Source organism: Paragemmobacter ruber (assembly GCF_009908315.1).
Taxonomy (GTDB): Bacteria; Pseudomonadota; Alphaproteobacteria; order Rhodobacterales; family Rhodobacteraceae; genus Paragemmobacter; species Paragemmobacter ruber.
Window position 1 is genome coordinate 441,780 of the sequence record NZ_JAAATW010000001.1, and the last position, 16,790, is coordinate 458,569.

17 protein-coding genes are annotated in these 16,790 nt (G+C 66.6%); 7 read left to right on the forward strand and 10 right to left on the reverse strand.

The window, feature by feature from the left end; translation table 11 throughout:
* Positions 1–13: 13 nt before the first annotated feature.
* The 6 genes from GU920_RS02180 to GU920_RS02205 all read right to left on the reverse strand — a co-directional run bounded on the left by GU920_RS02180 (position 14) and on the right by GU920_RS02205 (position 5,196).
* The gene (locus GU920_RS02180) at positions 14–214 is read right to left on the reverse strand and encodes a DUF2065 domain-containing protein (protein WP_161765338.1); all 201 of its coding nucleotides are present in this window, start codon (positions 212–214) and stop codon (positions 14–16) included.
* Positions 211–1,113: a protease modulator HflC gene (gene hflC / locus GU920_RS02185; protein ID WP_394351521.1), complete on the reverse strand. Its 903-nt coding sequence runs from the start codon at positions 1,111–1,113 to the stop codon at positions 211–213. The genes GU920_RS02180 and hflC overlap by 4 nt, the downstream gene beginning before the upstream one ends.
* Positions 1,113–2,324, reverse strand: coding sequence for an FtsH protease activity modulator HflK (gene hflK, locus GU920_RS02190; protein ID WP_161765339.1), 1,212 nt, complete (start codon positions 2,322–2,324; stop codon positions 1,113–1,115). Before hflK ends, hflC begins: the two co-directional genes overlap by 1 nt.
* A 76-nt stretch (positions 2,325–2,400) precedes the next feature.
* A complete protein-coding gene (gor, locus tag GU920_RS02195) occupies positions 2,401–3,759 on the reverse strand; it encodes a glutathione-disulfide reductase (RefSeq protein ID WP_161765340.1) in 1,359 nt (452 codons plus the stop codon).
* The gene (gene rpiA / locus GU920_RS02200; RefSeq protein ID WP_161765341.1) at positions 3,756–4,541 is read right to left on the reverse strand and encodes a ribose-5-phosphate isomerase RpiA; all 786 of its coding nucleotides are present in this window, start codon (positions 4,539–4,541) and stop codon (positions 3,756–3,758) included. The genes gor and rpiA overlap by 4 nt, the downstream gene beginning before the upstream one ends.
* A gap of 91 nt (positions 4,542–4,632) precedes the next feature.
* Positions 4,633–5,196, reverse strand: coding sequence for a hypothetical protein (locus GU920_RS02205; RefSeq protein ID WP_161765342.1), 564 nt, complete (start codon positions 5,194–5,196; stop codon positions 4,633–4,635).
* 169 nt (positions 5,197–5,365) lie between these two features.
* On the opposite strand from GU920_RS02205, the gene GU920_RS02210 reads away from it, so the two are divergent.
* Complete coding sequence (locus tag GU920_RS02210) at positions 5,366–6,022, forward strand: glutathione S-transferase family protein (RefSeq protein ID WP_161765343.1); 657 nt, start codon at positions 5,366–5,368, stop codon at positions 6,020–6,022.
* 6 nt (positions 6,023–6,028) lie between these two features.
* Complete coding sequence (locus GU920_RS02215; protein WP_161765344.1) at positions 6,029–7,408, forward strand: L-serine ammonia-lyase; 1,380 nt, start codon at positions 6,029–6,031, stop codon at positions 7,406–7,408.
* Here GU920_RS02215 and GU920_RS02220 read toward each other — a convergent pair whose 3' ends face one another.
* Entirely contained in the window at positions 7,409–8,029 is a 621-nt protein-coding gene (locus GU920_RS02220) for a gamma-glutamyl kinase (protein WP_161765345.1), read from the reverse strand.
* Positions 8,030–8,153: 124 nt separating this feature from the next.
* Between GU920_RS02220 and GU920_RS02225 the strand changes: the two genes are divergently transcribed.
* Positions 8,154–9,095 (forward strand): DMT family transporter, encoded by a 942-nt coding sequence (locus tag GU920_RS02225; RefSeq protein ID WP_161765346.1) that lies wholly within the window; start codon positions 8,154–8,156, stop codon positions 9,093–9,095.
* On the opposite strand, the gene GU920_RS02230 is transcribed toward GU920_RS02225, so the two are convergent.
* Positions 9,040–9,738, reverse strand: a complete 699-nt coding sequence (locus GU920_RS02230; protein WP_161766484.1) for a thiamine diphosphokinase — start codon at positions 9,736–9,738, stop codon at positions 9,040–9,042. The genes GU920_RS02225 and GU920_RS02230 overlap by 56 nt on opposite strands.
* A gap of 140 nt (positions 9,739–9,878) precedes the next feature.
* On the opposite strand from GU920_RS02230, the gene GU920_RS02235 reads away from it, so the two are divergent.
* Entirely contained in the window at positions 9,879–12,317 is a 2,439-nt protein-coding gene (locus GU920_RS02235; protein ID WP_161765347.1) for a hypothetical protein, read from the forward strand.
* Between the two features lie 81 nt (positions 12,318–12,398).
* Here GU920_RS02235 and GU920_RS02240 read toward each other — a convergent pair whose 3' ends face one another.
* Together GU920_RS02240 and GU920_RS02245 are read right to left on the reverse strand one after the other, a co-directional pair.
* Positions 12,399–12,635, reverse strand: a complete 237-nt coding sequence (locus GU920_RS02240) for a DUF2842 domain-containing protein (RefSeq protein WP_161765348.1) — start codon at positions 12,633–12,635, stop codon at positions 12,399–12,401.
* A 13-nt stretch (positions 12,636–12,648) separates the two neighbouring features.
* Positions 12,649–13,941: an adenylosuccinate synthase gene (locus GU920_RS02245; RefSeq protein WP_161765349.1), complete on the reverse strand. Its 1,293-nt coding sequence runs from the start codon at positions 13,939–13,941 to the stop codon at positions 12,649–12,651.
* Between the two features lie 181 nt (positions 13,942–14,122).
* On the opposite strand from GU920_RS02245, the gene GU920_RS02250 reads away from it, so the two are divergent.
* The 3 genes from GU920_RS02250 (at position 14,123) to GU920_RS02260 (ending at position 16,765) form a co-directional block, all read left to right on the forward strand.
* Complete coding sequence (locus GU920_RS02250; protein ID WP_161765350.1) at positions 14,123–14,512, forward strand: VOC family protein; 390 nt, start codon at positions 14,123–14,125, stop codon at positions 14,510–14,512.
* 65 nt (positions 14,513–14,577) lie between these two features.
* Positions 14,578–14,964, forward strand: coding sequence for a preprotein translocase subunit SecG (secG, locus tag GU920_RS02255; RefSeq protein WP_161765351.1), 387 nt, complete (start codon positions 14,578–14,580; stop codon positions 14,962–14,964).
* 157 nt (positions 14,965–15,121) lie between these two features.
* Positions 15,122–16,765, forward strand: a complete 1,644-nt coding sequence (locus tag GU920_RS02260; protein WP_161765352.1) for a CTP synthase — start codon at positions 15,122–15,124, stop codon at positions 16,763–16,765.
* Positions 16,766–16,790 lie beyond the last annotated feature (25 nt).

Genomic DNA, 16,790 nt, shown 5'->3' on the forward strand with positions numbered 1-16,790 from the left:
GTTTCAAGAGGCGCTAGGGGGCCGCGATCAGGTGGCGTGCAAGCCAGACCAGAAACACGCCGGTGGCGATGGCGGCGAGGCCGATGAGGCGCAGGCGATCGGGCGGTTGGCTGGCGAGGAAAGCCAGCAGCTGTTCAATGCGCGAAGGGGCCAGCGCAAGCGCCAGCCCCTCGATCACAAGCACAAGGCCAAGGCCCAGAAGGAGCCAGGTCATTCCGTCGCGGGTGCCGCCCTGCCGGGCGTGTCGCCACGGCCGGAGTCAGAGCGGAGATAGTCGAAGAATTCGCTATCGGGCTGCATGACGATGGAGGAATTGCCCGATTGCAGCGCCCGTTCATAAGAGGTGAGCGAGCGGGTGAAGGCAAAGAACTCCGGGTCCTGACCAAAGGCTTCGGCGTAGATGGCATTGCGTTCGGCATCGGCCTGACCGCGGATCACGTCGGCCTCGCGCCGGGCGTCGGAGGTGAGTTCGACCACCGTCCGGTCGGCGGCGGCGCGGACGCGCTGCGCGGCTTCGTTACCGCGGGCGATTTCATCGACGGCCTCACGCTCACGTTCGGCGCGCATCCGGGCGAAGGTGGCCTCGAGGTTCTGTTCGGGCAGATCGGTGCGGGTAAGGCGGACATCGATCACGTCGATCCCGAGATTTGCGGCCTCACGGCGCGCGATATCCCGGATCTGGTTCATCAGGGCGGTACGATCCTCGGACAGGACGCGGTTGGAATCGACCGAGCCCAGAACTTCGGGGATCGCGTTGTTGAGAATGCGTTCGAGACCGACGAGCGCCTGTGCTTCGCCGCCCGCACCTACGGCTTCGCGGAACTGAATGAGGTTGGTAATCCGCCAGCGCGCGAAGGCATCGACCACAAGGCGGCGATCATCCAGCATGGTCACTTCGAGTGGCGTAGTCGGCAGGCCAAGGATACGCGCATCGTAGCGCACCACTTCCTGAATCAGCGGGATCTTGAAGCCGAGACCGGGGTCTTCCTTCACCTGCTTGACCTGACCGAATTGCAGCACGAGCACCTTTTCGCGTTCGTCCACGATGAAGAGCGACGACAGTACGGTGGCGCCGAGGATGGCGACGATGGGCAGAAGGATGGCGCTTTTCATCAGTTGGTCGCTCCGGTCGCGGCGGCACCCTGTGCGGGGGCCGGACGGTTGAGTTCGTTGAGCGGCAGGAAGGGCACCACGCCCTGACCACCGCCTTCGCCGGAGGCCACGCCGTCAAGGATGACCTTGTTCATGCCACCCAGCACCTTTTCCATGGTTTCCAGATACATGCGGCGGCGCGTCACTTCGGGCGCCTTCACATATTCCTCGTAGACCGAAAGGAAGCGGGATGCCTCACCCTGTGCCACGTTGACGACCTGGGCGCGGTAGGCCTCAGCCTCTTCCAACAGACGGGCGGCCTCGCCGCGGGCGCCTGCGGTTACGCGGTTGGCGTAGGCGTCCGCCTCGTTCTGGAGGCGTTCGCGTTCCTGCTGGGCGGCCTGCACTTCGCGGAAGGCGTCGATCACCTCATCGGGCGCGACAGCGCGTTGGAGGTTGACGCGGATCACCCTGATCCCAGCCTGATAGCTGTCGAGCGTGTTCTGCACGTTCACCCGCAGTTCATCCCCGATGGCACGCCGGTCACGGTTCAGGATGGGCGAGAGCTCGGACCGGGCAATAATGTCGCGCATCGCGGATTCCGACACAGCGCGGATCGTGTCGCTGGGATCGGCGAGATTGAAGAGGAAAGCAGTCGGATCGGACACGTTCCAGACCACCTGAAAACCGACATCCACGATGTTCTGATCCCGCGTCAGCATCAGGGCGCCGCTGTCCGAACCGTTGCCGCCGGCCCCGATATCGGTGGTGCGTTCGCCGGTCACAGAAACGACTTCCGCAGTGATGAGGGGCCACGGGGCAAAGTTCAGGCCGGGCGTTCCGACGCTGGAAAACTCACCCAGGAACAGCTCGACCGAGCGTTCGTCCTGTTGGACAGCGTAGAAGGACATGAAGGCCCAGAGGCCCGCGGCGACCAGACCGCCGAGGAGAAGGCCCTGTTTGGTAACCAGCGGGCCGTTCGGATCGCGCCCGCCATTGCCGCCGCCGCCCGTGCGGCCACCGCGGCCGCCCATCAGGACGCGGAGTTGCTCCTGCCCCTTCTTCATGATCTCGTCGATTTCGGGGATCTGCGGGCCGCCTTCGCCGGGGCGACGATTGCCACGTCCTGTATCACGGCCGCCATCACGGCCACCGTCACGACCGTTGTCGCGCCCGCCGTTCCGGTCATCATCGCCCGGGCCGCCGCCCCAAGGACCACCGCTTCCTGCCATTGATCGTACCCTTTTTCTGTCGTCCGGCTTTAACTGTGCATGTTTGCGTGAAATTCAAGCAGTTGCCCGCCCGCGTCTAGCCTTTTCGGGTGGGCTTTCGCATCGTCACCAGTTCTTCGGAAATGGTGGGGTGGACGGCGACGGTGCGGTCGAAATCCTCTTTCGTGGCGCCCATGCCGATGGCGATGGCGGCAAGCTGGATCAACTCGCCCGCGTCGGGTGCGACGATATGGCAGCCCAGCACGCGGCGGGTGGCGGCGCTGACGATGAGTTTCATCAGCACGCGGTCCTGCCGCCCGGCGAAGAGGGTTTTCATGGGGCGGAAGGTGGCGACGTAGACCTCGATCTCTTCCTGTGCGCGGGCGGCCTCTTCGGAGAGGCCGACGCTGCCCAGTTCGGGCTGGGTGAAGACGGCAGAGGGGATGAGGCTGTGGTCGAATTTCGTCGGCACGCCGCGGAAGACGGTATCGGCGAAGGCGTGGCCTTCGCGGATGGCGACGGGGGTAAGGTTGACGCGGCCCGTCACATCGCCCACGGCGAAGATGGAGGGGACGGCGGTTTGGGAGTAGTCATCGACGAGGATCTGGCCGTGACGGCCGAATTTCACGCCGAGATCTTCAAGGCCGAGGCCGCGGGAATTCGGGTTGCGGCCCGTGGCGTAGAGGACGAGGTCAAACTCGCGTTCGGTGCCGTCGGTGGCCACGGCGCGGATGCCGGTGGCGGTTTTTTCCAGCCGGATGACATCGGTGCCGCAGTGGATACCGATGCCGCGCATCTGCATGGCATTGGCGACATGGCCGCGCGCTTCATCATCGAAACCGCGCAGGATCTGCGCGCCACGGTAGTATTGGGTAACCGCGACACCGAGGCCGTGCAGGATGCAGGCGAATTCCGACGCGATATAGCCGCCGCCCACGATCAGCGCGCGCTTGGGCAGGGTGTCGAGGTGGAAGATTTCGTTCGAGGTGATGGCAAGGTCGCGGCCGGGGATATCGGGGACGAAGGGCCAGCCGCCAGTGGCGATCAGGATGTGCTTGGTGGTGAAGGTTTCGCCCGTGGCAAGGCGCACGGTGTGCGGGTCCACCACGGTGGCGCGGGTGTCGTGGATGGTGACGCCGGCATTGATCAGCGTGTTGCGATAGGCGCCTTCGAGGCGGTCAAGCTCGCGCTCGAGCGCGGTGCGGAAGCGGGGCCAGTCGAAGCCATCGGCGTTCACGCGCCAGCCATAGGCGCGGGCGTCTTCGATGATTTCGGGGAAGGCGGAGGCGAAGACCATGAGTTTCTTGGGCACGCAGCCCCGGATGACGCAGGTGCCGCCCATCCGGCTTTCTTCCGCAAGGCCAACGCGCGCGCCACCTTCGCCCGATGCGATGCGGGCGGCGCGAACCCCGCCGGAGCCACCGCCGATGACGAAGAGATCGTAGTCGAAGGTCATTCGATATCCGCGAAGATGTTGTCGGTGGGGGCGAATTCGACGAAATCCTCGCCCTCGGTCCCCTGATTGATGTCGCGCACGGTGACGCGGCCATCGCCGTGGCCGATCACCACGATATCGCAGATGTCGATGAAGAGGCCGTTTTCCACCACGCCGGGGATCTGGTTCAGCACCAGCGCCAGTTGGCGCGGGTTGCCGATGCGTTTCAGATGCAGGTCGATGATGAAATTCGCCTCATCCGTGACCAGCGGGCGTTCGCCGTTCATGCGTAGCGTGCAGTCGCGGTTGAGGACGTCGAGCGAGACCAGCGTTTCCTCGATCAAGGCCTTGGTGGTTTGCCAGCCGAAGGGGATCACCTCGACCGGCAGGGGGAAGGCGCCAAGCTGCGTCACCTCTTTCGCGGCATCGGCGATGACGATCATCTGGTCGGAGGCGGTGGCGACGATCTTTTCCTGCAGGAGCGCGGCACCACCCCCTTTGATCAGCGCGAGGTGGGGGTCGAATTCATCGGCGCCGTCGATCGTCATGTCGAGCCATTTCACCTCGTCCAGCGTGGCGAGGGGAACGCCAAGGGAGGCCGCGAGTTCGGCGGTGCGGGTGGAGGTGGGCACGCCCGTGACGCGCAGGCCTTCCTCGCGGATGCGTTCGGCAAGGCAGCGCACCATCCATGCGGCGGTGGAGCCGGTGCCGAGGCCCAGTTTCATGCCATCCTCGACGAATTCGGTCGCGCGCTTGGCGGCCACGAATTTCGCCTTGTCGATGGGGGAAAGCTCTGCGGGCATGGGGCAACTCCTTCACGGCTTGCCCCTGCTTATAGGCAATGCGGGCGGGGCGTGTAAGGGCGAAATGCCACCCCCCTGCCCTGCGGCGCGGTCAATCGGTGGTGGCGAGGGCATCCATCGCGCGGGTGATTTCGGCAAGGGCCGTCTGCCCATCGGCGTTGCTGTCGAAGGCGGCGGCGGCGCGCAGGAGGCCTTCGTCGAGGGGGCGGGAGGCGCGGGCAACCTCTGCCTCGGCATGGGTGCGCAGTTCGGTGGGCGAGAGCGTGCCGTCGGCATCGGCATCGGCGGCGGTCATCTGGCGCAGCAGGCGGGCGCGGCCGGGGGCTGACAGGGTGGCGGCGCGGGCGGCCGCCTCGGCCGTTGTCAGGGTGCCGTCGGCATCGAGATCGGCTTCGTGGAAGGGGCGCAGGGCGCGGGTGCGGAGATAGGCGCGGTCGATGGCGATGGCGGTGTCGATCGCGGCGGGAGTGATCGCCCCGCCTGTGCCGTGGCCATGGATGAGGTCGGCGGCGAGGTCGGCGAAGCGGTCAGGGCGGGCGAGGATGGCCTCGGCCACCTCGGCCGGGAGGGAGGCGGGGAGCGGGGTCGCCTCTTGCGCGTGGGCGGGCGGGGCCACGGCGAGAAGCGGGGCGAGGAGGAGAATGAGGGCGCGCATGACAGCTCCGTTCTAGAGGATCACGGGACGCAGGATGGCGAGGCGGGGTTAACGCGCCGTGAAGATCGGCAGCGGGAAGTGCGGATTATGCTTTCGGTATGTCGCTTTCCGCAGGACGTGGCAGGATGGCGCGGCGCATTCTGGCGCGGGTCCGATGGCGGGAGGTGGGATGTACAGGCTGTATGGTGTGCAGGATTTCGCGAACCTCGCGGTGCATGTCGCGCTGGAAGAGGCCGGCGTGCCGCATGAGGCGGTGTTTCTGGACATGGATGGCGGGGATCTGCGATCGCCCGCGCATCTGGCGCGGCATCCCATGGGGCTGGTGCCTGCGCTGGAAACCCCGGACGGGATGATGTTCGAGACGGGGGCCTGCCTTCTGTATCTGGGCGAGCGGCACGGGCTGGCCCCGGCGGCGGGCGCGGCGGAGCGGGGGGCGTTCCTGTCGTGGTTCGTCTTTGTGAACAACGGCCTGCACACGGCGGTGATGGACCTGATCCATCCCTACCGGGTGAGTGAGGATCACGCCCGCGCGGTGGCCGAGGCGGCGCGGGCGCGGCTGATGGAGCGGCTGGCGGTGCTGGAGGCCATGGCCGCGACGCGGCCCGGATGGCTGCACCCGGACAGGCCAGGCGTGCTGGCGATTTACATTTCCATGCTGTTGCGCTGGATGCGGGCCTTTCCCTGGGCGGGGGATCTTGCCATTTCTGCACAGGAGTTCCCTGCCCTGCTGGCCATCGCCACGGCCTGCGAGGCGCGGCCCGCGACGCAGGCCGTGGCCGCCGCCCATGGGTTGAGCGGGCGTTTCTTCACCGATCCGGAGGTCTGATCGCGCATGTTCCTGTCTGTCTTCGACATGTTCAAGGTGGGGGTCGGCCCGTCGTCGAGCCACACGATGGGGCCGATGGTGGCGGGGGCGCGGTTCCTTGAGAAGATGCGCGCCTCGCCCTTTCATTTCCGGGGGCTGCGGGCATCGCTGCATGGATCGCTGGCCTTTACCGGGGTCGGCCATGCGACGGATCGGGCCACCATCCTTGGCCTCGCGGGGTTCGAGCCTGCGAGTTATGACGCGGCGCGCGCCGAGGCCGTGCTGGCGGATATCAAGGCGCGCAAGGTGATCGACGTGCCGGGGATGGGCGAGATGGCCTTTGATCCGGGCCGCGATCTGGTCTTCGACTATGGCCCCGCCCTGCCCGGCCATGCCAACGGGATGATCCTGAAGGCGACCGACGCGCAGGGCGACGTGATCATGGAGGAGACCTATTACTCCATCGGTGGGGGGTTTGTGCTGACGGCGGGGGAGTTGGCCGAGGCGGGCGGTTCCAAGGCCAAGGCGCGGGCGGATGTGCCCTATCCGTTCGAGACGGCCGACGAGATGCTGGCGATGGCGAAGGCCTCGGGGTTGAGCATTGCCGCGATGAAGCGGGCGAATGAGGTGAAGTTCCGGTCGGCGGCCGATCTGGACCGCGGGATGGATCGCATCTGGCAGGTGATGAACGACTGCATCACGCGGGGGATGGCGGGCGAAGGCATCCTGCCGGGGGGGTTGAAGGTGCGGCGGCGGGCGAAGGGCATCCATGATGCGCTGATGGCGGAGCGGGGGCTGAACATGACGCCGCCGCATACGATCAACGACTGGATGAGCCTGTACGCGATGGCGGTGAATGAGGAGAACGCGGCGGGCGGGCAGGTCGTCACCGCGCCGACGAATGGCGCGGCGGGGGTGGTGCCGGCAGTGATCCGCTATTGGCTGGACCATGTGCCGGGGGCATCTTCGGCCCGGGTGGGGGAGTTCCTGCTGACGGCGGCGGCGGTGGGCGGGCTGGTGAAGCACAATGCCAGCATATCGGGCGCGGAATGTGGCTGTCAGGCCGAGGTGGGATCCGCCGCGGCGATGGCGGCGGCGGGGCTGGCGGCGGTGCTGGGCGGGACGCCCGAGCAGGTGGAGAACGCGGCCGAGATCGCGCTGGAGCATCATCTGGGCATGACCTGCGACCCGGTGAAGGGGTTGGTGCAGGTGCCTTGCATCGAGCGGAACGGGCTGGGGGCGATCAAGGCGGTATCGGCGGCAAGCCTCGCGCTGCGGGGGGATGGGGTGCATCTGGTGAGCCTTGACGTCTGCATCGAGACGATGCGCCAGACGGGCCGCGACATGCACGAGAAGTACAAGGAGACGAGCCTTGGCGGGCTGGCGGTGAATGTGCCCAACTGCTGATCAGCGGCTGATCAGGTGGCCCTTGGCGGCGACCTTGGCGTAAAGGTCGATCTCCGTGCCATGGGCGGCGCGGAAGCGGGCCATGAGCGGGGCGGGCAGATCGGGCGCCTCGCCCCCTTTGGGCGAGATGTTGCGTTCGCCGAGCGTGAGCGGAACCTCCAGCCGGTTGGACAGGAAGGCGACCATGCGGTCCATCCGGGCGTAATCGAAGATATGGGTGACGGGCGGGCCACCGCCCAGATGGCCGAGGAAGCGATCCTGTCGCCCGATGGCGGCGAAGGGGGGCTGGGGGGTGGCAAGCCGGGCCTCGACGAATTCTGCGAAGCTTATCCCGTGGGTCGAATTGGGATGGCCGCGCAGCGCATCGCGCTGGCGGTAGCGATACCAGCTGTGCATGTGTTCGAGGGGTTCGCGCATCACGGCGAAGGTTTCGGGCGGGCGTCCGATGGCCACCTGCACGGTGCGGGCAAAGCGGCGGGCGAAGATGGCCGCGTTCATGTGGGGATGGTCGCGCGACACTTCGGCCGAGGAGCTGTGCGGGGCCAGCATGGCACGGATCGCCTGCGAGGCGGTCTTGGGATTGGCGAGATAGACCAGACCGGCCTTGGCAAGAACCAGCACGCGAAACCTCCGACAGGAACCCCGGCAAAGTGGGGAAGGCAGAGGCGCGGGGCAAGGGGTTTTGCACCATCGGATGTCGGATTTGCGATGGACGGGGCCGGAGCGGGCAGATAGCCACGACGGCATGACACGCCAGAGTGACCGCATCCTTCCCGGCATCGTGCTGATGCTTGCCTTCTGCGCGCTGGCCCCCCTGTTGGACGTGTCAGCCAAGCTGGCGGCGCAGGGCGGGATCCCCGTGGGTCAGATCACGGCGGCGCGCTTTGTTGTGCAGGCGATCCTCATGCTGCCGGTGGTGTGGTGGATGGGTCTGGCCTGGGGGATCAGCCGACGGGTGCTGGGCTTTGTGGTGCTGCGGGCGCTGTTCCTGATCCTGTCCACCTTTTCCTTCGTGTCGGGGATCGCGGTGATGCCAGTGGCGGATGCGCTGGCCATCGCCTTTGTGGAGCCGTTCGTCCTGCTGATCCTTGGCCGTCTGATCTTTGGCGATGAGGTGGGGCCGCGCCGGATTGCCGCAAGTGCGGTGGGGTTCGCAGGTGCGCTGCTGGTGATCCAGCCATCGCTCGCGGCCTTTGGCTATGTGGCGCTGTGGCCTTTGGGGACGGCATTCTTCTTTGCCTTCTACATGCTGGTGACGCGGGCGATGGCGGCCTACATGCACCCGGTGACGATGCAGATGCACACGTCGCTGGCGGGCGTGGTGATCTGCGTGCCGCTGATGTTCCTGTTCGACGGCACGGGATGGGCGCAGCTGGATCCGGTAATGCCGGGCGGGTGGAACTGGCTGTGGCTGGTCGGCGTGGGGTTCTGGGCCGGGGTCAGCCACATGTGCATGACCTATGCGCTGAAATTCGCGCCCTCGGCCACGCTGGCGCCGCTGCATTACACCGAGATCGTGGCGGCGGTGGCGCTGGGCTATCTGATCTTTGGCGATTTCCCCAACCCGCTGACATGGGCGGGGATCGCGGTGATCGTATCGTCGGGGCTGTACATCATCCACCGCGAGCGCATCAGCGCGCGGGCGAAGCGGCAAGCGGCTGCCAATCCGGCCCCAGAAGCGATCTGAGCGCGGCGTCGAGGCGCGCGCGCGGCAGGATGACCAGCATCCCGGGACCATCCATCGCGAGTGTGACCTGCGCGGCGGTGACGCGGTTCGAGGTGCCGATGATCCCGGCGGGGGTGAAGGCGAGCCCGTCGATCGGCCATTCGAGCCCGGTGCTGCGCCCGGTGACGGGGGCCATGGGAAAGAGCGACAGCCGGTCGCCGGGGCGCAGCGCCAGCGTCAGGCGGGCGGGCGCGTGGAAGATCACGTCGCGGGGGCCCAAGACGAGGCAGGGCCGGTCGGCATGACGGACGAGGCTGTTGAACACCGCCAGCCCGTGATCCACCCGCGCGCCGGTGAAGCCCAGCGCAAGGGTGAAGGGCGCCGCGACCGAGCGCAGCGCCTTGTCGAAATCGGTGGTCATCTGTTCGCGAATCGGGAACAGTCTTTCTGGCCCGAGGGCCGCCTGCGCGCGGGCTGAAATCGAATCGAAATCGCCCACCGCCGCCTCAGGCATGTAGCCTGCGGCGAGGGCGCGGTCGGCACCGCCATCGGCGGCAAGAATCCTTGGGGCGCGGGCGATTGCGAGGCGAAACTCGGCCTGCGACACAGGGCCGCCGCCCACGAGCGTGACCCCCGTGATGGATTGGACAATGGGGCCATTCATGGCGATACTGTTTTCCGAATTGAGGCAGTTCGAGCGTTCGTGGGCCATAATCAATCCTTCAAATTACCCCTATCTGTCCATCAAAACGATCAGGAACAGGGTAGATTGGCGGTATCGAACTGGCGGAAAGCGAGCATCCGATGAATGGTGCGAGTAAGATTCTCACGGTCTCCTATGGGACCTTCTCCTGTACCCTCGAGGGTTTCGACGATCCCTTCAACACGATGAAGGCGATTGCCGAGTATTTCCGCGATCTTGCGGCAGGGGACCGATACTTCGGGGCAGAGCCGCCCACGCCGGATGCCGCGATGCTGCATCAGATTGCCGAGCGCGAGATCCAGCGCCGGGTCGAGGCAAAGATTCAGGAAAACGGCGTGGTTCTGCGGGCCTCGGAGCAGGGGGCCGATATGCCTGCGCCGCAGGTTGCCGCGCCAGCCGTAGCCGAGCCGCCAGCGCCGCGGGTGACAATTCCGGCCGTGGTGGCAGAGGTGCCGGTGGCACCGGCGTCGACGGTTGCGCCGACGGTGGCGCCTGCTGTGGCCGCGGTGGCGGCGCCGGCAGCGGAATCGGTGGTGGAAAAGCTGTCGCGCCTGCGGTCGGAGATTGCCGCCCAGCCGGTTGTCGCCCCGGCGCAGACCGTGCCTGTGGTGAGCCTTGCGCTGCCCGCATATGGCGAGGATCAGGAGGCCGATACACTGGATGCGGGGGCGCTGGCCGATTTTCTGCCGGAGGATATGGGCGTGGGTTCGGCTGACCTGCGCGACGAGGCGGGTTATGCCGCAGCAGAGGCCGCAGACGATCTTTACGACGTGCCGGTGGTTGAGGATGCCCCTGTCGCCCAGATGCTGACCGAGGTGCCGATGGCGGCCGAGGAAGAGGCGATCCTTCTGGCCACGGTCGAAGATGCCGTGGCACCGCTGCCGATGGAGACGGCGGCGGATGAGGCTGCGGATGAGGCGGAAATCGACCTTTCCGCCGTGCTGGAAGGCGTGGCGGCCGAGGCCCCCGCTGCCCTGCTGGAGGATGCGGCCGAGGAGGCTGCGGTCGAGGATCTGTCCGAGACGTTGCGCGCCGCGCTGGCAGAAGGGCCAGCGTCCGAAGTGGTGCCCGAGGGGATGCCCGGGATGGCCACCGACGCCGAAGTGGCGCTGTCGGAGGCGCTTGCGGTGGATGCCTATGCGGCGCCCTATGAGGATGCACCCGCCGAGGGGATCGACACCGAGGCGCTACTGGCGCGGGTGACGCTTGCAGATGAGACACCTGCCCCGGCTGCGGCCGAGCTTACACCGGATGCGGACGACGTTTCGATCTGGGCCGAGACCGAGCTTGCCGATGCCGTGGAGATTGACCCGGCCCAAGGCGGCGCGGCGTCTGATGCGCCCGGGATGGACGAGGTGGCCGAGGCGGCCCCTGCCCCGGAGGCGGCGGTTGCCGAGCCTGTGCCCGGCATCGAGTTGCGCCCCGGCGCGGCAGAGAAGTTGCAGCGGGCGCGGGCGCGCGTGATCCGTATCCGCAGGGGTGATGATGCCGCCGTGGCGCTGGAACAGGCCGCCACGCGCAAGGATGAGAGCGCGGCGTCGGTGGCAGAGCCTGCCGCGATGGACGGGACGGCCCCCGAAATGTCTGCGGCGATGGTGGTGCCAGAGAAGGCGGTTGATCCGCTTGACCCCGCCGAAACCGCAGCGACGGCGCCGCTTCTGTCGCCCGAGGATGAGGCGGAACTGCAGCGCGAGCTTGCCGCCCTGCGCCGCAGCGAGGAAGAGCGCGATGCCGCAGAAGCGGCGGCGCTGGCCTATCAATCGGAAGGGCGGCGGGTGTTTGACGGCCCCTCTGCCGACGAGGCGCTGGGGCGGCTGATGCAGCAGACCGCGAGCGAGATGGAAGGCACCGAAACCAAGCGGCGCCAATCGGCGATCCAGCATCTGAAGGCGGCGGTGGCGGCGACGGTCGCTGACCGCAAGGTGACGGGCGAGAAGGCTGGCGAAACCGAGACGGTGTCGCGGCTGGCACGGTATCGCAACGATCTGGCGATGGCTGTGAAGGCCGCGCTGCCGGGGCGTGGTGCCGCAGCCGCGCCGCAGGGCGAGCGTCCGGCCCCGCTGGTTCTGGTATCCGAACAGCGGATCGACCGGCCGCGTCCGGCCGCTGCGCCGACCGCGACCGCCACGCCGATCCGCCCCCGGCGGGTGACACCGGCCGGGTTGGGCATGACGGCGGCAGCGGCGGGGATGGACCTGTCGGATGAAGATGAGGATGACGAGGACCTGTCGAACGTGTTCGATGACAGCAAGGGCTTTGTCGAATTCGTGGAACGTGTCGGCGCCACCGGGTTTGAGCAGATCCTCGAGGCTTCGGCGGCCTATATCGCGGGCATCGAGGGGCGTGCGCATTTCAGCCGCCCGCAGCTGATGCGGCATCTGACGGCGGTCATCCCGCCGGGATCGTTCCAGCGCGAGGATGGGTTGCGCAGCTTTGGCACGCTCCTGCGGGACGGCCGCATCGCCAAGGTGCGGCGCGGGCAGTTCACGCTGACCGAGGAATCGGCCTATCTGGCCGAGGCGCGCAAGCTGGCGCAGTAAGGGATAGAGGGCCGAGAGCTGCCACTCAGGCCCTAAAGGAAAGGCGGACCGGCAACGGTCCGCCTTTTTCTTTATCGGCGATCATTCGGGGCGGTCGGCGGATGGATCGTCCGGGTCGGGCTGGCCCACGCCGCGGAAGATGGCGCGGAAGGGCAGCGCCCAGAGGATGCCGAGGCCGATATAGACCAGAAGCTCCAGCCAGATGGGCGGGCGGTCGAACAGGCCCACCACGGTGACGGCCGCCACGATGTAGAGCGGCAGGCCGATCACGAGGATCAGCAGGGACAGGCGGCGGCGGGTCTTGTAGGCAAGCGCCATGCGGGGCCTTTCGTCAATCGGCGAAGGGGTCCGTCACGAGGATCGTGTCGTCCCGTTCGGGCGATGTGGAAAGTAGGGCGACCGGGCATTGGATCAATTCCTCGATCCGGCGCACATATTTGATGGCCGCCCCCGGCAGGTCGGCCCAGGACCGCGCGCCGGCGGTGGATTGGGACCAGCCTTCCATCTCTTCGTAGATCGGGGTCACGCGGGCCTGAAGGTTGGCGGCGGTGGGCAGGTAGTCGAGCCGTTCGCCATCCAGTTCATAGCCCGTGCAGATGCGCAGGGTTTCGAACCCGTCGAGCACGTCAAGTTTCGTGAGTGCGATGCCCGAGACGCCCGAGGTGGCGCAGGTCTGGCGCACGAGGACCGCGTCGAACCACCCGCAGCGGCGTTTGCGCCCGGTGACGGTGCCAAATTCGTGGCCGCGTTGCCCCAGGCGTTCTCCATCGGCATCGAAGAGTTCGGTCGGAAAGGGGCCTTCGCCCACGCGGGTGGTATAGGCCTTGACGATGCCCAGGACGAAATCCACCGCCGTCGGGCCAAGCCCGGTGCCGGTGGCGGCCATGCCCGCCAGCGTGTTGGAAGAGGTGACATAGGGGTAGGTGCCGAAATCCACATCAAGGAGCGAGCCCTGCGCGCCTTCGAAGAGGATGCGCTTGCCCGCGCGGCGGGCGTCGGTCAGCACCTTCCAGACGGGTTTGGCATAGGGCAGGATCTTCGGCGCGACTTCCATCAGTTGTGCCTTGAGGGCGCCTGCGTCGATCGCATCAAGGCCAAGTCCTGCGCGCAGCGCGTTGTGATGGGTGAGCAGGCGGCCGATGCGCAGATCGAGCGTCGCCTCATCGGCGAGGTCTGCCACGCGGATGCTGCGGCGGCCGACCTTGTCTTCATAGGCGGGGCCGATGCCGCGGCCGGTGGTGCCGATCTTGGCCACGCCCACCTGTCCTTCGCGGGCGCGGTCCAATTCGCCATGGACGGGCAGGATGAGGGGGGTGTTCTCGGCGATCAGCAGGTTGTCGGGGGTCACATCGACGCCCTGACCGCGCAGCTTTTCGATTTCGGACAGAAGCGCCCAAGGGTCGAGCACCACGCCGTTGCCGATGACCGACAGCTTGCCGCCGCGCACGATGCCCGAGGGCAGGAGCGACAGCTTATACACATTGCCGTCGATGACGAGGGTATGGCCCGCGTTGTGACCGCCCTGAAAGCGGGCGACGATATCGGCGCGCTCGGACAGCCAATCGACGATCTTGCCCTTGCCTTCGTCGCCCCATTGGGCGCCCACGACCACCACGTTTGCCATCGGGACTGTCCTTTTCGGTCCGGTGAAACCGTGCGTCCTATAGCGGGGTGTGGCGGGGATGGGAACGGGGAAATGGTCGTGCGGACTGTGGGGCGGCTCAAATTCGTTCGAACGAATTTGCAAATTTCTTCCAAGAATTTTGTGCCTTGCGGCAGGGCGCGCGGGGCGGCAGGGTGCGGGCATGTTCCTCTACATCACCCTTGGCACGAATGATCTGGCCCGCGCGATGCGCTTTTACGACCCAGTGCTGGGGGCGCTTGGGCTGTCGCGCCTGCGCACGCTGGAGGATGAGATCGGCTATGCCGCGCCGGGCGACAGCCGCTGCCGGCTGTGGGTGACGCGGCCCTTTGACGGGCGGCCCGCCACCGTGGGCAACGGGTCGATGCCCGCGCTGGTGGCCGCCACGCGGGCGGCGGTGGATGCCTTTCACCGCGCCGCGCTGGCCCATGGCGGGACGGATGAGGGTGCGCCGGGGCTGCGCCCCTTTGGCCCCTCTTTCTATGCCTGCTATGTGCGCGATCCCGACGGCAACAAGCTTTCGGCGGTTTGCGAGCGGCCGGAGCTCGCGTGACGCGCCTACTTGCGCCCTATCCGGCTTGCGCCTAGATAGGCGCGTCAGCCGAAGGAAGCGCCTGAATGGAAAATGTCGTCCTTACCGTCCACCTGATCCTTGCGCTTCTGCTGGTGGGTATCGTCCTGCTGCAGCGGTCCGAAGGCGGTGGTCTTGGCATGGGGGGCGGCAATTCCACTATGTCGGGCCGTGGGGCGACGACGGCGATGCAAAAGCTGACCTGGCTTCTGGCGGCGGCCTTCATCGTGACCTCGCTCACGCTGACGATCCTTGCCGCGCGGGGTGCGGATTCTGGTTCGGTGATTGATCAGATCGGGGCCGAACAGCCCGCCACGGACGCGCCGGGCGATCTGGCGCCGGGGGCGGACCTGCTGCCGCCCGCGCCCGCCGATGCGCCGCTGACGCCGCCGCCTGCGGATGCCCCGGCGACGCCGCCCGCCGCGAGCGAATAACCACCAGTAATTGTTAAAAGGGCAACGGAACCGGCTGCATCTTGCGGTGCCGTTGCATGGGTGGCCAAGCTGCGTTAAGGCTTGGGTCCCGTGATGATGCGATTCCCTACGGGCGAATCGTGTTGAAAGTGAACAGCACAATCGCGGGAGGTCCCCCATGGCGCGCTATATCTTTATCACCGGCGGCGTGGTGTCATCCCTTGGCAAGGGGCTGGCCTCGGCGGCGCTGGGGGCGCTGTTGCAGGCGCGCGGTTACACGGTGCGGTTGCGCAAGCTGGACCCCTATCTGAACGTCGATCCCGGCACGATGTCGCCCTTTGAACATGGCGAGGTTTTCGTCACCGATGACGGGGCCGAGACCGACCTTGACCTTGGCCATTATGAGCGGTTCACCGGCGTCAGCGCGCGGACGACCGACAGCATCTCATCGGGGCGCATCTATTCCAACGTGCTGGAGAAGGAGCGGCGGGGGGATTATCTGGGCAAGACCATTCAGGTCATTCCCCACGTCACCAACGAGATCAAGGATTTCCTGCGCATCGGCGATGCCGAGGTGGATTTCATGCTGTGCGAGATCGGCGGCACGGTGGGGGATATCGAAGGCCTGCCCTTCTTTGAGGCGATCCGCCAGTTCATCCATGAACGCCCGCGCGGGCAGTCGATCCTGATGCATCTGACGCTGCTGCCCTATCTGGCGGCGAGCGGGGAGTTGAAGACAAAGCCCACGCAACATTCGGTGAAGGAGTTGCAGTCGATCGGTCTGGCCCCCGATGTGCTGGTCTGCCGGTCGGAACATCCGATCCCGGAAAAGGAGCGCGAGAAGATCGCGCTGTTCTGCAATGTGCGGAAAGAGGCGGTGATCCCCGCCTATGACCTGCGGACGATCTATGAGGCGCCGCTTGCCTATCACCGGGCGGGGCTGGATCAGGCGGTGCTCGATGCCTTTGGCATCACGCCTGCGCCCAAGCCCAACCTCGCGCGGTGGGAGGATGTGATGGACCGCATCACCCATCCGGAGGGTGAGGTGCGGGTAGCCATCGTGGGCAAATACACGCAGCTTGAAGACGCCTATAAGTCGATCGCCGAGGCGCTGACGCATGGGGGGATGGCCAACCGCACCAAGGTGCGGGCGGAGTGGATCGACGCGGAGATTTTCGAGAGGGAGGACCCGGCGCCGTGGCTGGAGAATTTCCACGCGATCCTCGTGCCCGGCGGGTTTGGGGAACGGGGGACGGAAGGCAAGATCAAGGCCGCGCAATTCGCACGCGAGAAGAAGATCCCCTATCTGGGCATCTGTCTGGGGATGCAGATGGCGGTGATCGAGGCGGCGCGGAATCTGGTCGGGCTGGCCAATGCCGGGTCAGAGGAGTTTGACCATGAGGCGGGGGCCAAGCGCTTTACCCCGGTCGTGTATCACCTGAAGGAATGGGTGCAGGGCAACCATGTCGTCGCGCGCAAGGTGACGGATGACAAGGGCGGCACGATGCGGCTGGGGGCCTACACGGCGCATCTGAAGGACGGTTCGCGGGTCGCCTCGGTCTATGGCGAGGCGGTGATCGAAGAGCGGCACCGCCACCGCTATGAGGTGGACATCCAGTATCGCGACCAGCTTGAAAAGTGCGGGCTGATCTTTTCGGGCATGTCGCCCGATGGGCGGCTGCCCGAGATCGTGGAGGTGAAGAATCACCCCTGGTTCATCGGGGTGCAGTTCCACCCGGAATTGAAGTCCAAACCCTTTGCGCCCCATCCGCTCTTTGCCGATTTCGTGCGGGCGGCGGTTGAGGTGAGCCGGCTGGTGTAAGGCCGGGCGAAATCTGACGCAGATT